Origin of the sequence: Mesorhizobium sp. B1-1-8 (genome assembly GCF_006442795.2) — a bacterium.
GTDB lineage: Bacteria > Pseudomonadota > Alphaproteobacteria > Rhizobiales > Rhizobiaceae > Mesorhizobium.
Genome location: NZ_CP083956.1, coordinates 454,661 through 467,885, shown reverse-complemented (window position 1 = coordinate 467,885; position 13,225 = coordinate 454,661). Strand labels below are relative to the sequence as shown.

General features: G+C 64.0%; 13 protein-coding genes. 11 read left to right on the top strand and 2 right to left on the bottom strand.

What is annotated here, in order from left to right; genetic code table 11:
- Positions 1–72: 72 nt before the first annotated feature.
- A complete protein-coding gene (locus FJ974_RS02100; RefSeq protein ID WP_140531251.1) occupies positions 73–840 on the top strand; it encodes a class II aldolase and adducin N-terminal domain-containing protein in 768 nt (255 codons plus the stop codon).
- A 260-nt stretch (positions 841–1,100) separates the two neighbouring features.
- On the opposite strand, the gene FJ974_RS02095 is transcribed toward FJ974_RS02100, so the two are convergent.
- Positions 1,101–1,733 carry an HAD family hydrolase gene (locus FJ974_RS02095; protein WP_140531254.1) on the bottom strand — a complete coding sequence of 211 codons (633 nt, stop codon included), beginning with the start codon at positions 1,731–1,733 and terminating at the stop codon, positions 1,101–1,103.
- A gap of 208 nt (positions 1,734–1,941) precedes the next feature.
- On the opposite strand from FJ974_RS02095, the gene FJ974_RS02090 reads away from it, so the two are divergent.
- Positions 1,942–2,898 (top strand): sugar-binding transcriptional regulator, encoded by a 957-nt coding sequence (locus tag FJ974_RS02090; protein WP_140531257.1) that lies wholly within the window; start codon positions 1,942–1,944, stop codon positions 2,896–2,898.
- A gap of 21 nt (positions 2,899–2,919) precedes the next feature.
- Here the strand turns inward: FJ974_RS02090 and FJ974_RS02085 are convergent, their stop codons facing one another.
- Positions 2,920–3,105 (bottom strand): hypothetical protein, encoded by a 186-nt coding sequence (locus FJ974_RS02085; RefSeq protein WP_140531260.1) that lies wholly within the window; start codon positions 3,103–3,105, stop codon positions 2,920–2,922.
- Positions 3,106–3,215: 110 nt separating this feature from the next.
- On the opposite strand from FJ974_RS02085, the gene gcvA reads away from it, so the two are divergent.
- The 9 genes from gcvA to FJ974_RS02040 all read left to right on the top strand — a co-directional run bounded on the left by gcvA (position 3,216) and on the right by FJ974_RS02040 (position 13,221).
- The gene (gene gcvA, locus FJ974_RS02080; protein WP_140531263.1) at positions 3,216–4,121 is read left to right on the top strand and encodes a transcriptional regulator GcvA; all 906 of its coding nucleotides are present in this window, start codon (positions 3,216–3,218) and stop codon (positions 4,119–4,121) included.
- Between the two features lie 209 nt (positions 4,122–4,330).
- A complete protein-coding gene (locus FJ974_RS02075) occupies positions 4,331–5,641 on the top strand; it encodes an ABC transporter substrate-binding protein (protein WP_140531266.1) in 1,311 nt (436 codons plus the stop codon).
- A 121-nt stretch (positions 5,642–5,762) separates the two neighbouring features.
- Positions 5,763–6,635 carry a carbohydrate ABC transporter permease gene (locus FJ974_RS02070; RefSeq protein WP_140531268.1) on the top strand — a complete coding sequence of 291 codons (873 nt, stop codon included), beginning with the start codon at positions 5,763–5,765 and terminating at the stop codon, positions 6,633–6,635.
- A gap of 11 nt (positions 6,636–6,646) precedes the next feature.
- Complete coding sequence (locus tag FJ974_RS02065; RefSeq protein WP_140531271.1) at positions 6,647–7,471, top strand: carbohydrate ABC transporter permease; 825 nt, start codon at positions 6,647–6,649, stop codon at positions 7,469–7,471.
- Positions 7,472–7,519: 48 nt separating this feature from the next.
- On the top strand, positions 7,520–8,524 hold the full coding sequence (locus tag FJ974_RS02060) for an ABC transporter ATP-binding protein (RefSeq protein ID WP_140531274.1): 1,005 nt from the start codon (positions 7,520–7,522) through the stop codon (positions 8,522–8,524).
- Entirely contained in the window at positions 8,521–9,291 is a 771-nt protein-coding gene (locus tag FJ974_RS02055; protein ID WP_140531277.1) for an L-iditol 2-dehydrogenase, read from the top strand. The genes FJ974_RS02060 and FJ974_RS02055 overlap by 4 nt, the downstream gene beginning before the upstream one ends.
- A 163-nt stretch (positions 9,292–9,454) precedes the next feature.
- Positions 9,455–10,933, top strand: coding sequence for a mannitol dehydrogenase family protein (locus FJ974_RS02050; RefSeq protein ID WP_140531280.1), 1,479 nt, complete (start codon positions 9,455–9,457; stop codon positions 10,931–10,933).
- Positions 10,934–10,954: 21 nt separating this feature from the next.
- The gene (locus FJ974_RS02045) at positions 10,955–11,638 is read left to right on the top strand and encodes an HAD family hydrolase (RefSeq protein ID WP_140531283.1); all 684 of its coding nucleotides are present in this window, start codon (positions 10,955–10,957) and stop codon (positions 11,636–11,638) included.
- A complete protein-coding gene (locus tag FJ974_RS02040) occupies positions 11,635–13,221 on the top strand; it encodes an FGGY-family carbohydrate kinase (protein ID WP_140531286.1) in 1,587 nt (528 codons plus the stop codon). The genes FJ974_RS02045 and FJ974_RS02040 overlap by 4 nt, the downstream gene beginning before the upstream one ends.
- Positions 13,222–13,225 lie beyond the last annotated feature (4 nt).

The window sequence follows — 13,225 nt, the reverse complement described above, 5'->3', positions numbered from 1 at the left end:
GTCTGACCTACCAGTTTACGGTTGCTGGCCTGCGCCGCGCACGGCATGCTCCCGGAAACCGGAGGATTTTCGATGAGCCTTGCCCGTCTGCAAAAGGAACAACTGACCAATCTGCCTTTCTATGAAGAGCGCGTCGATCTCGCCGCCGCCTTCCGTTGGACGGCTCGGCTCAACATGCATGAGGCGGTGGCCAATCACTTCTCGCTGTCCGTCAACGAGGACGGCACCAAATTCCTGATGAACCCCAACCAGGTGCATTTCTCGCGCATCAAGGCGAGCGACCTGCTTTTGATCGACGCCAACGATCCCGAGACGCTGTCTGGCCCCAATGCGCCCGATCCGACGGCCTGGGGCTTGCACGGCGCCATCCATCGCAACGTGCCGCATGCACGCTGCGCCATGCATGTGCATTCGATCCATGCCACCGTGCTTGCCTCGCTCGCCGACTCGACCCTGCCGCCGATCGACCAGAACTCGGCCATGTTCTTCAACCGCCATGTCGTCGACCCTCACTATGGCGGGCTGGCCTTCGAGGAGGAGGGCGAGCGCTGCTCGCAGTTGCTCACCGATCCCAAAGTCAAGGTCATGGTCATGGGCAATCACGGCGTGATGGTCATCGGCGACAGCGTCGCCGACACCTTCAACCGCATGTTCTATTTCGAGCGCGCCGCCGAGACCTACATCAAGGCGCTGTGGACAGGCCGGCCGTTGCGCACGCTGTCCGATGCCATCGCCGAGAAGACGGCCAGCGAGATGGACGACTATCCCGGCCAGGCCGAACGCCACCTTGCCGAACTGAAGGCGATCCTCGACGAGGAAGAGCCGGTCTACCGGAATTGAGGGCTGCGGGTTTCGGAATGACTGGTCGGCGATCGGGAGCGGGAATTGCCGGCCTACCGCAATCGTCTTCGGGCCTCGCGCCGTCATCCTCGGGCTTGTCCCGAGGATCTACCGACCCAAGACTGATCGCGTCATATTCTCGTCGGACGGCAGATCCTTGTGACAAGCCCAAGGATGACGGCGCTGGGCTAAAGGTAGAGGCGCGGGGCCAACGATGTCCGCGTGAAGCCACGGATGTCCGCGCCAAACTCGCCCGCGCCTCAGAGCCCCAATTGCGTCCGCAATTCGTTCGCACTGTTGATAACAACCGCGCCCGGCGGGCCTTCCATCGGCGCCTCCGGCCAGAAAATCGTCTTCATCCCGGCGGCCAGTCCGGCCATGGCGCCGGTCAAGCTGTCGTCAACCGCGACTGCGTCCGCCGGGTCGACGCCGGCAAGATACGCAGCGCGCAGGAAGGGTTCTGGAAGCGGCTTGCCATCGATCACGTCGTTGCGGCTGATCGTCCGCATGCCTGGATAGGTGAGTCCGACCGCGCTGAGATTGGCGTCGACGATCAGCCGATCGGAATTCGATACCACCGCCTGCTGCACGCCCAGCGCCTGCAATTCATTGAAGACCTCGATCGCCCCGGGGCGCGGCTTCAGCGTCTCGGCCATTGGCAGATAATGGTCGTATTTGCGCACGATCCAGTCGTCGAAGGGCAGCGCAAGGCCGAACTCGTCGCGCAGCATCTCATAGACTGGCCATGCCGCGATGCCGAGCACGCGGTTGTGCAGATCGGCCGGCGGCGCGATGCCGACGCTGCGCAGCGCGGCGACAAGGGCGGCCTCATGCAGCGGCTCGCTGTCGACCAGCGTTCCGTCCATGTCCCAGAAAACCGCTTTCGGCGTCATGCGAGGCTCCTTTTGCCATCCCCTTAATGCGTTTCCCGGCCGAGATAAACCGCCCGGCCGGCAAATGGTGGGCACAGGGGCGAATTCAGCCATTGCCCCGAGCCGGATCGAGCAAGCAATTGCTCTTGTCGATAGACAATTGCGCGCCGTTGCATTCGCTGTAAGCTATGGCGCCCGTCTGAAGCATCGCGGGTTGGGGAGGCAGGACGTGAATTCGCGACAGGAAACCGGCAGCACCAGGTTGGACGACGCCGCGCGCGCCGGCTGGCTCTATTACGTTGCCGGCAACACGCAGGACCAGATCGCCGCCACACTTGGCATCTCCAGGCAGACGGCGCAGCGCCTGGTATCGCTGGCGGTGTCGGAAGGCCTGATCAAGGTGCGGGTCGATCATCCGATCGCCAATTGCCTCGACCTCGCAGCGCGGCTGAAGTCGCGCTTCGCGCTCGATCTGGTCGAGGTGGTGCCGAGCGATCCGACCTCGTCCTCGACGACGATCGGCGTCGCCGAGGCGGCCGCGGCCGAGATCGAACGGCGGCTGCGTTCGCCGACGCCCATTGTCATGGCGATCGGCACCGGCCGCACGCTGAAGGCGGCGATCGAGCTATTGCCGCCGATGGATTGCCCGCATCACAAGGTGGTGTCGTTGACCGGCAACATCTCGCCCGACGGCTCGGCCGCCTTCTACAACGTCATCTTCTCCATGGCCGACCGCGTCAAGGCGCGCTCCTTCCCGATGCCGCTGCCGGTTATCGCATCCTCGTCGCAGGAGCGCGAAATGCTGCTCAACCAGCCGATGATCCAGCCGACGCTGGCGCTGGCGGCGGAGGCCGACGTCACCTTCGTCGGCATTGGCGACCTCGGGCCCAGGGCGCCGCTCTACGAGGACGGATTCATCTCCGAAGCGGAATTGAAAGCGCTGCAAAAGGCCGGCGGCATCGCCGAGATCGTCGGCTGGGTGTTCGACCGCGAAGGCCGCATGATCGAGGGCATCACCAACGACCGGGTGTCGTCGGCGGCGCTGCCGTCGCGCGAGAGGTCGCTGGTCATTGCGCTCGCCATGGGCGAGCGCAAGCTGCCGGGCATCCTCGCCGCCGTCAACCGGCGGCTGGTCAATGGCCTGATCACCGACGAGCGCACCGCGACGGCGCTGCTCGGCGGCTGATTACCGATCAATTCGAAGTGGCTAATCGTGGCGCCCGTGAGGGTCTTTGCCGTCCAGAAAACCCATATCGCGCAGCAGATGCGGCGACAGGTCCCTGAGATCGACGTAGCGGCGTCTGCGGCCGGCAAACCATGAAAATTCACGCGCCAGCAGTGAAAACAATCCGCGTGCCGGGATCGAAGAGAGCTTTTCCTGTACCGTGGCCATGATCGTCAGCCTTCGCTATGCTTGAACTGGATTGATCGTCGACCCCAAATATCGTGCCGGCGGCACAATGCTTCCAATCAAACGTCGATCATGGCCCATAAGGAGGCCTTATGCCTGACCTCAGCTCGCGACAGGTTTCGCAACTCCCGCCGCTGCAGGCGATCAGGGTGTTCGAAGCCGTGGCGCGGCACCTTTCTTTCACCAAGGCCGCCGAGGAGCTCGGCATGACGCAGGCGGCCGCCAGCTATCAGATCAAGCTGCTGGAGGAGCGCGTTGGCGCGCCTTTGTTCCTGCGCCGTCCCCGTCAGATCGAGCTGACCGAGCCCGGACAACGCCTGGCGCCCGCCGTCAGCGAGGCGTTCTCCTTGCTGAGCAGCGCCTATGCCGCCGCCCGCACCGGCGCCGACGGGCTGTTGTGCATCACCACGGTGCTGACCTTTGCCTCGAACTGGCTGGCGCACCATCTAGGATCTTTCCAGGTTGCTCATCCGACGCTTGCCGTGCGGCTCGATACGTCGAGCCGCCTGACCGATTTCGCGCGCGAGGATGTCGATCTCGCCATCCGGTCGGGGGGCGGCAAGTGGCCGGGTCTTGAAGCTTTCAAATTGCTCGATGCCGATTTTACGCCGATGCTGAGCCCGAAGCTCGCGCAGAGCATCGGCGGGGTCAAGGAGCCGGCCGACCTCCTGCGGCTGCCGATCCTCGATCCTGGCGACATCTGGTGGACGCAGTGGTTCGAAGCCGCCGGCGTTCATTCGCACGACCTTGCCACGCGGCCCGGCAGCAGCATGGGCGCGCAGGCCTACGAGGCCAATGCGGCAATCGCCGGCCATGGCGTTGCGATCCTGACCCGGGCGCTGTTCAAGGCGGAACTGGCCGACGGCCGCCTGATCCAGCCTTTCGACCTTGTTGGCGACGATGGCCATGCCTACTGGCTGGTCTACCCGGAGTCGCGCCGCAATGTGCCGAAGATCCGGGCCTTCCGCGACTGGCTGCTGGCCGAGATCGCCTGCTGAAGGTTCGGTCTGCCCGAGACCTTTCTGTTCCCTCATCTGGCACTCGGCACGGCTGTGCTTAGTCGACGCAATTTCAATGCGCAGGTTAGCCGCCGGCATTCATGGCGTGCTGCGCTGCAGCATCGATTCCTGCTTGACATAATTAATGTTAGGTGAGTAATTGCTCAAAGCCAAGGCAAATGCTCATCTTGGTTTATGGGAGGAATTTGATGAAACTTCGCACGCTCACACTGGGCCTGTTGTCGGCCAGCGCTTTCGCTTTCGCCGCGCATGCCGAATCCATCACCATCGCCACCGTCAACAATGGCGATATGGTCCGCATGCAGAAGCTGACCGACGACTTCACCAAGGCTAACCCCGACATCCAGCTGAATTGGGTCACGCTCGAGGAGAACGTGCTGCGCGAGCGCGTCACCACCGACATCGCCACCAAGGGCGGCCAATACGACGTCATGACCATCGGCACCTACGAGGTTCCGATCTGGGCCAAGCAGAGCTGGCTGCTGCCGCTCGACAAGCTCGGCGAAGACTATGACGCCAAGGACATCATCCCGGCCATCGCCGGCGGCCTCTCGGTCGACGGCAAGCTGTATGCCGCGCCCTTCTACGGCGAAAGCTCCTTCGTCATGTATCGCAAGGACCTGATGGAGAAGGCGGGCTTGAAGATGCCCGACGCGCCGACTTGGGACTTCATCAAGCAGGCCGCCGACAAGATGACCGACCGCGCCAACGGCGTGAACGGCGTGTGCCTGCGCGGCAAGGCCGGCTGGGGCGAAAACATGGCCTTCCTCACCGCCATGTCGAATTCCTTCGGCGCCCGCTGGTTCGACGAGAACTGGAAGCCGCAGTTCGACCAGCCGGAATGGAAGAACACGCTGCAATTCTATGTCGACCTGATGAAGGCCGACGGGCCGGAAGGCGCTTCCTCCAACGGCTTCAACGAAAACCTGGCGCTGTTCCAGCAGGGCAAGTGCGGCATGTGGATCGACGCGACCGTCGCCGCCTCCTTCGTCTCCGATCCGAAGAGCTCGAAGGTCGCCGACAAGGTCGGCTACGCACTGGCGCCCGACAAGGGCCTGGGCAAGCGCGGCAACTGGCTGTGGGCGTGGTCGCTGGCCATTCCGGCCGGCACGCAGAAGGCCGACGCCGCCGAGAAGTTCGTCTCCTGGGCGACCAGCAAGCACTATGCCGAGCTCGTCGCTTCGAAAGAAGGCTGGGCCAACGTTCCTCCGGGCACGCGCTCCTCGCTCTACGCCAATCCGGAGTACCAGAAGGCAGCACCCTTCGCCAAGATGACGCTGGACTCCATCAACGCCGCCGATCCCACGCATCCGACCGTCAAGCCGGTGCCCTATGTCGGCGTGCAGTTCGTCGCCATTCCTGAATTCCAGGGCCTCGGCACCACCGTCGGCCAGCTCTTCTCGGCCGCCCTCGCCGGCCAGTCGAGCGTCGACGACGCGCTGAAGCAGGCCCAGGACGCCGCGACCGCGGCGATGACCGAAGGTGGCTATATCAAGTAAGGCTCCTCCCGGTGCCGAGAGCCGGTAGCGCATCATGACCGGCCAGGGCCGTCCGAAACCCAGTTCGGGCGGCCTCTTTCACCTCTGAAGAAACATTCGCTGACCGTCGAAGGGTACCGTCATGGCTACTCAGCAAACCCGTTCGCTTGCGCGTTTCATGTTGGCGCCTTCCGTGGTGCTGCTGTTCGTCTGGATGATCGTCCCGCTGGCCTTTACGATCTGGTTTTCGTTGCTCCAGTACAACCCGCTGAATCCGATCCGTGACGGCTTCGTCTGGTTCGCAAATTACAAGCTTTTCTATTCGAACCCGGCCTTCCTGTATTCGATCCTCAACACGCTCACCATCGTCGTCAGCGTGCTTGTGATCACCGTGGTTGGCGGCATTCTTCTCGCGCTGCTCATCGATCAGCCGATGTGGGGCCAGGGCATCGTTCGCATTCTGGTGATTTCGCCGTTCTTCGTCATGCCGCCGGTGGCCGCCCTTGTCTGGAAGAACATGATCATGCACCCGCAATACGGCGTCTTCGCCGACATTGCGCGCTTCTTCGGCCTGCAGCCGATCGATTGGTTCGGCCAGCATCCCCTCACCGCAATTATCATCATTGTCGCCTGGCAATGGCTGCCCTTCGCGACGCTGATCCTGTTGACGTCGTTGCAGTCGCTCGACGGCGAGCAGAAGGAAGCGGCCGAGATGGATGGCGCCGGCTTCCTCAGCCGATTCTGGTATCTGACGCTGCCGCACATGTCGCGGGCGATCACCGTCGTCATCCTGATCCAGACGATTTTCCTGCTTTCGGTCTATGCCGAGATCCTGGTTACCACCAATGGCGGCCCCGGCTACGCCTCCACCAACCTGCCTTTCCTCGTCTACCAGAAGGCATTGCTTGAGTTCAAAATCGGCCAGGCATCCGCCGGCGGTGTCATCGCCGTCATTCTCGCCAACATCGTTGCCTTCTTCGCCATGCGCGCCGTCGGCAAGAACCTCGACAGGTAAGGGAGGGTAAGATGGCCCGCGCAGTCACCACCCAGCACAAGACGATCGCCACGGCCGCGGCTTGGATCGTCGCCTTTCTGATCTTCTTCCCGATCCTCTACACGATCATCACCTCGTTCAAGTCGGAGCAGGAGGCGATCCAGGGCTTCAACCTGATCCCGTCAGGCACCATGGAAAGCTATTCCGAGGTCCAGGCGCAGAACGGCTATTTCAAGTTCTTCCTGAATTCGGTGATCCTGTCGGTGGGCTCGACGATCATCGCCCTCTTGGTCGCCATCCCGGCGGCATGGTCGATGGCGTTTTCGCCGTCCAAGCGCACCAAGGACGTCCTGATGTGGATGCTCTCCACCAAGATGATGCCGGCGGTCGCGGTGCTGTTCCCGATCTACCTGATCTTCCGCAACACCGGCCTGCTCGACAGCCGCATCGGCCTCACCGTTATGCTGATGCTGATCAATCTGCCGATCGTAGTCTGGATGCTCTACACCTATTTCCGCGAAATCCCGGGCGAGATCCTCGAAGCGGCGCGCATGGACGGCGCCTCGCTGTGGAACGAGATCATCTACGTGCTGACGCCGATGGCCGTGCCGGGCATCGCCTCGACCATGCTGTTGAACATCATCCTGGCCTGGAACGAGGCGTTCTGGACGATCCGGCTGACCACCACCAACGCCGCGCCGCTCACCGCCTTCATCAGCTCCTTCTCCAGTCCGCAAGGCCTGTTCTGGGCCAAGCTTTCGGCCGCCTCGACGCTGGCGATCGCGCCGATCCTGATCATGGGCTGGTTCAGCCAGAAACAGCTGGTGCGCGGCCTGACCTTTGGTGCCGTGAAGTAACAGCCCTGCCTAGCGGCGGACGACGAAAAATACCCCGGGGAGGAAACCATGGGAAACATCACGCTCAAGAACGTCTCCAAGTCCTTCGGGTCGACGACAATCATTCCGAACATCGACCTCGTCATCGAGGACGGCGAGTTCGTGGTGTTCGTCGGCCCGTCCGGTTGCGGCAAGTCCACGCTGCTGCGCCTGATCGCCGGACTGGAGGACACCAGCGGCGGCACCATCAACATTGACGGTCGCGACGTCACCGGCGAAGCCCCGGCCAAGCGCAAGCTTGCCATGGTGTTCCAGTCCTACGCGCTCTATCCGCATATGACGGTAGCCAAGAACATCGCCTTTCCGCTGAAGATGGCGGGCGAGGATCAGGCGACCATCGACAAGAAGGTGAAGGACGCCGCGCGCATCCTGAACCTCACCAACTACCTCGAGCGCCGTCCCGGCCAGCTCTCCGGCGGCCAGCGCCAGCGCGTCGCCATCGGCCGCGCCATCGTTCGCCAGCCTTCGGCCTTTCTGTTCGACGAGCCGCTGTCCAATCTCGACGCGGCCTTGCGCGGCACCATGCGCCTCGAGATCAGCGAGCTTCACCAACAGCTGAATACGACGATGATCTACGTCACCCACGACCAGGTCGAGGCGATGACCATGGCCGACAAGATCGTCGTCCTCAACGCCGGCAACATCGAGCAGGTCGGCTCGCCGATGGAGCTTTACAAGACGCCGAGGAACCTGTTCGTCGCCGGTTTCATCGGCTCGCCCAAGATGAACCTGATCGAAGGCGCGCCGGCAGCCAAATACGGCGCCAAGACGGTCGGCATCCGGCCCGAGCACATGCTGATCTCGACCACCGCGGGCGACTGGAAGGCAACCGTCGGCGTCGCCGAGCATCTCGGCTCCGACACTTTCCTGCACGTCCAGGCCGACGGCGTCGGTCCGCTGACCGTGCGCGCCGACGGCGAGCTCGCCGTCCAGCATGGCGACACCATCTACCTGACGCCGGACAAGGCCAAGCTGCATCGCTTCGGCGCCGACGGCAAGGCGATGGCGCAGTGAGGCTGAAAGGCAAATCGGCGCTGATCACCGGATCGGCGCGCGGCATCGGCAGGGCCTTCGCCGAGGCCTATGCGCGCGAAGGGGCGACGGTGGCGATCGCCGACATCAACCTCGAAGCGGCGCAAGCCACCGCCAAGGCGATCGGTCCGGCCGCCCATGCGGTCAAGCTCGACGTCACCGATCAGTCCTCGATCGCGGTGGCGGTGAAGGCGGTCGAGGCGAAAACCGGCGGCCTTGATATCCTGATCAACAACGCCGCGCTTTTCGATTTGGCGCCGATCGTCGAGATCAGCAAGGCGAGCTACGACAGGCTGTTTTCGGTCAATGTCGCGGGCACGCTGTTCATGCTGCAGGCGGCTGCCCGCTCGATGATCGCCGCTGGCCGGGGTGGCAGGATCATCAACATGGCAAGCCAGGCCGGCCGGCGCGGCGAGCCGCTGGTCGCCGTCTACTGCGCCACCAAAGCGGCCGTCATTTCGCTGACGCAATCGGCCGGGCTGGATTTGATCAAGCACCGCATCAACGTCAACGCCATCGCACCCGGAGTCGTCGACGGCGAGCATTGGGATCATGTCGATGCGATGTTCGCCAAATACGAAAACCGGCCGAAGGGTGAAAAGAAAAGGCTGGTCGGCGAAAGCGTGCCCTATGGCCGCATGGGCAGGGCCGAGGACCTCACCGGCATGGCCGTGTTTCTCGCCAGCGACGAGGCCGAATACATTGTCGCCCAGACCTACAATGTCGATGGCGGCCAATGGATGAGCTGACGGGGGCGAGTTGAGGGGAGGCGCGTCTCCCTTCCTCCGGGGAGAACGCGCCGCGGGGCAGGTGAGGGGCAGCACACTGAAAATCAGGTGCAGCCCCTCACTCTCCCGAAGCACCGGCGGCGCCGGAATTGTCGGGCCAGCTTTCGGCCAAAGGGTAAAGCAGATGACCGTGAAACTCTCTTCCTCAAACCTCGCCAAACTCCCTTCCAACGTCTCCGGTCCGCGATATGACCGCGCCGCGCTGAAGGCCGGCATCGTCCATTTCGGCGTCGGCAATTTCCACCGCTCGCACCAGGCCGTCTATCTCGATGATCTATTCAACTCGGGGATCGGCCAAGACTGGGCGCTGATCGGCGCCGGTGTGTTCGAGGGCGAGAAGGTCGGCCGCTCGAAGCTTGAGGAACAGGACTGGCTGACCACCGTGGTCGAGCAGGACCAGGGCCATATGAGCGCCCACGTCACCGGCGCTATGGTCGATTTCCTGATGCCTGGCGATGCGGCGGCCATTGTCGAGCAGCTCGCCGACCCGGCGATCAGGATCGTCTCGCTGACCATCACCGAAGGCGGCTATTTCATCGACCCGGCCTCCGGCGTGTTCAACCCGACCCATCCCGACATCGTCGCCGACGCGCAGCCAGGTGCCGTACCGAAGACCGTGTTCGGCATCATCCTTGCCGGGCTTGTGCGCCGGCGCGCCGACGGCATCGTGCCGTTCACCGTCATGTCCTGCGACAACATCCCTCATAACGGCCATGTCACCTCCGATGGCGTCATCGGCCTCGCCCGGCTGATCGACGAGGATCTGGCCGACTGGGTCAGGGACAATGTCGCCTTTCCGAACGGCATGGTCGACCGCATCACGCCGGCCACCACCGACCGCGAACGTGCCATCCTGGCCAGCGATTTCGGGCTGGAGGACAATTGGCCGGTGTTCTGCGAGCCGTTCCGGCAATGGGTGTTGGAAGACCATTTCACCGACGGCCGTCCGCCGCTGGAAAAGGTCGGCGTGCAGTTCGTCAAGGATGTCGCGCCCTATGAGCTGATGAAGATACGCATCCTCAACGGCGGCCATGCAGCAATCGCCTATCCGGCCGGGCTGATGGACATCCATTTCGTCCATGAGGCGATGCAGGAACCGCTGGTGCGCGGCTTCCTCGCCAAGCTCGAGCGCGACGAGATCATCCCGACCGTGCCGCCGGTACCGGATACGGTGCTGGAGGATTATTATCAGCTCATCGAGCGCCGCTTCTCCAACCCGAAGATCGGCGACACCATCCGCAGGCTTTGTCTTGACGGCTCCAACCGGCAGCCGAAATTCATCATCCCGACCATTGCCGACCGGCTGAAGGCGGGCAAGGGCGTCGCCGGTCTGGCGCTGGAATCGGCGCTCTGGTGCCGCTACTGCCTCGGCACCACCGACAGCGGCGCCGTCACCGAACCGAACGACCCTAATTGGGACCGGCTGCAGACGGCCGCGAAGGCCGCCAAGGATGCACCCGGCGCCTGGCTTGCCATGGAAGACATCTATGGCGATGTCGGCCGCTCGGCCGCTTTCGCCGAGGCCTTCGCCCACGCGCTCAACGTGCTGTGGGCAAACGGCGCGCGCGAGACGCTGACGCGCTACCTCGCCGGCAAGCTCTGAAGCCCGCTGGAAGCAGCAGCGATGACGCCCGAACTGGTCATCTTCGACTGTGACGGCGTGCTGGTCGACAGCGAGGCGCTGTCGGTCTCGGCGCTGCTCGGCATGATCGAGCTCGCCGGCGGTGCGCTGAGCGAAGACGCCGCCTACGAGCATTTCCTCGGCAGGAGCATGAAGAGTGTGCGTGAGATCCTCGGCCGCGACTTCGGCATCGAGATCAGCGACCGGCATCTGACCGCCATGCGCGTCGATTTGATGCGCAAATTCCGCGAGGAGCTGAAGCCGATCCCCGGTGTCCAGGAGATGCTGCCGAAGCTCGGCCTGCCCTTTTGCGTCGCTTCCTCCGGCACGCTGGAACGCATCCGCTACGCGCTCGACGTCACCGGGCTGCTCGGGCTTATGGAGCCGCATCTGTTCAGCGCCACCATGGTCATGCGCGGCAAGCCGGCGCCTGACCTGTTCCTCCACGCCGCCGCCGCCATGCGGGCAAATCCGCGCCAATGCCTGGTCATCGAGGACAGTCCGGCCGGCATCGCCGCGGCCCGTGCGGCGGACATGCGCGTCTTTGCCTTCACCGGCGGCTCGCATGCCGGCAACCCCGCATTGAAAGCGCGGCTTGCGTCGAGTGAGCCGGACTTTATATTCGCTGACATGCTGCAATTGCCGGATCTGATTGCAGACCTGGGAGCGAGAGTAAGAGCACCTTGACGAACAGCTTCGTTTGCGCGGTCGATGTCGGCACCGGGAGCGCTCGCGCGGGCATTCTCGACGCTCGCGGCACCTTGCTCGGCCGCGCCGAGCGGCCGATCGCCATGCACCAGCCCAAGGCCGATCACGCCGAGCATGATTCGCGCGATATCTGGTCGGCGGTCTGCGCCGCCGCGCGCGGCGCGCGCGACAAGGCCGGTGTCGCTGCCGAGGATGTCGTCGGCATCTCCTTCGATGCCACCTGCTCGCTGGTCGTGCGCGACAGCCAGGGCGGCCAGCTCAGCGTCTCGGTCACCGGCGAGAAGCGCTGGGACACCATCGTCTGGCTCGACCATCGCGCCATCGCCGAGGCCGACGAATGCACGGACAGCGGCCATGCGGTCCTCGACTATATCGGCGGCGTCATGTCGCCGGAAATGGCGACGCCGAAGCTGATGTGGCTGAAGCGCCATCTGCCGAAGACATGGAATAGAGCCGGCTATCTGTTCGACCTGACCGATTTCCTGACCTGGCAGGCGACTGGCTCGCTCGCCCGCTCGCAATGCACGCTGACCGCGAAATGGACCTATCTCGCGCATGAGGAGACGAGCTGGCGGCGCGATTTCTTCGAGCTCGTCGGCTTGGGCGACCTGTTCGAGCATGGCAACCTTCCCGAAAAGGCGAGCCCGGTCGGCGCCGATATCGGCAGGCTTACCGCGCAGGCGGCGGCCGAGCTTGGCCTGACGGAAAAATGCCGCGTCGGCGCCGGCGTCATCGACGCCTATGCCGGCGCGCTCGGTGTTTTGGGCGGCTTTGCCGGCGACGAGAAGAACATCAGCCGGCACCTGGCGCTGATCGCCGGCACATCCTCCTGCGTTATGGCAATGTCGCCCGATCCGCAGCCCTTTGCCGGCGTCTGGGGGCCATATTATGGCGCTGCGCTGCCAAGACTCTGGCTGTCGGAAGGCGGCCAGTCGGCGACCGGCGCGCTGCTCGACCACATCATCCGCTGGCACGGCGCCGGCGGCGAGCCGGATGCGGCGATGCATGCCAGGATCGCCAAGCGTGTCGCCGAGTTGCGCGCCGCCGAAGGCGACGGCCTCGCCGCAAGACTGCATGTGCTGCCAGATTTCCACGGCAACCGCTCGCCATTGGCCGATCCGCATGCCGTCGGCGTCGTCAGCGGGCTGACGCTCGACTCCTCCTTCGACAGCCTGTGCAAGCTCTATTGGCGCACCGCTGTCGGCATCGCGCTCGGCGTGCGCCACGTGCTGGAGGCGCTGAACGAGAACGGCTACCTGATCGACACGCTGCACGTCACCGGCGGCCACACCAAGAACCCGCTGCTGATGGAGCTTTATGCCGACGCCACCGGCTGCACGGTAATCGAGCCGCTGGCTGACGAAGCGGTGCTGCTCGGCACCGGCATGGTGGCGGCCACCGCCGCCCGGCTGTTTCCGGACCTGAACGCGGCCTGCGTCGCCATGCAGCAAGGCGGCAAGACACGGCGCTCCAACCCGGCCGCCAGCTCGAAGTTCGACCGCGATTACCGGATTTTCCTTGAGATGCATCGCCAGCGGCAGGCGCTCGACGCGATAAGTTAGCCGG

Coding starts and splice junctions, on each gene's coding strand:
- FJ974_RS02075 (WP_140531266.1), top strand. CDS start 4,331: ATGAAACTTCGCACGCTCACACTGGGCCTGTTGTCGGCCAGCGCTTTC.
- gcvA (WP_140531263.1), top strand. CDS start 3,216: ATGCCTGACCTCAGCTCGCGACAGGTTTCGCAACTCCCGCCGCTGCAG.
- FJ974_RS02045 (WP_140531283.1), top strand. CDS start 10,955: ATGACGCCCGAACTGGTCATCTTCGACTGTGACGGCGTGCTGGTCGAC.
- FJ974_RS02050 (WP_140531280.1), top strand. CDS start 9,455: ATGACCGTGAAACTCTCTTCCTCAAACCTCGCCAAACTCCCTTCCAAC.
- FJ974_RS02095 (WP_140531254.1), bottom strand. CDS start 1,733: ATGACGCCGAAAGCGGTTTTCTGGGACATGGACGGAACGCTGGTCGAC.
- FJ974_RS02060 (WP_140531274.1), top strand. CDS start 7,520: ATGGGAAACATCACGCTCAAGAACGTCTCCAAGTCCTTCGGGTCGACG.
- FJ974_RS02100 (WP_140531251.1), top strand. CDS start 73: ATGAGCCTTGCCCGTCTGCAAAAGGAACAACTGACCAATCTGCCTTTC.
- FJ974_RS02070 (WP_140531268.1), top strand. CDS start 5,763: ATGGCTACTCAGCAAACCCGTTCGCTTGCGCGTTTCATGTTGGCGCCT.
- FJ974_RS02085 (WP_140531260.1), bottom strand. CDS start 3,105: ATGGCCACGGTACAGGAAAAGCTCTCTTCGATCCCGGCACGCGGATTG.
- FJ974_RS02065 (WP_140531271.1), top strand. CDS start 6,647: ATGGCCCGCGCAGTCACCACCCAGCACAAGACGATCGCCACGGCCGCG.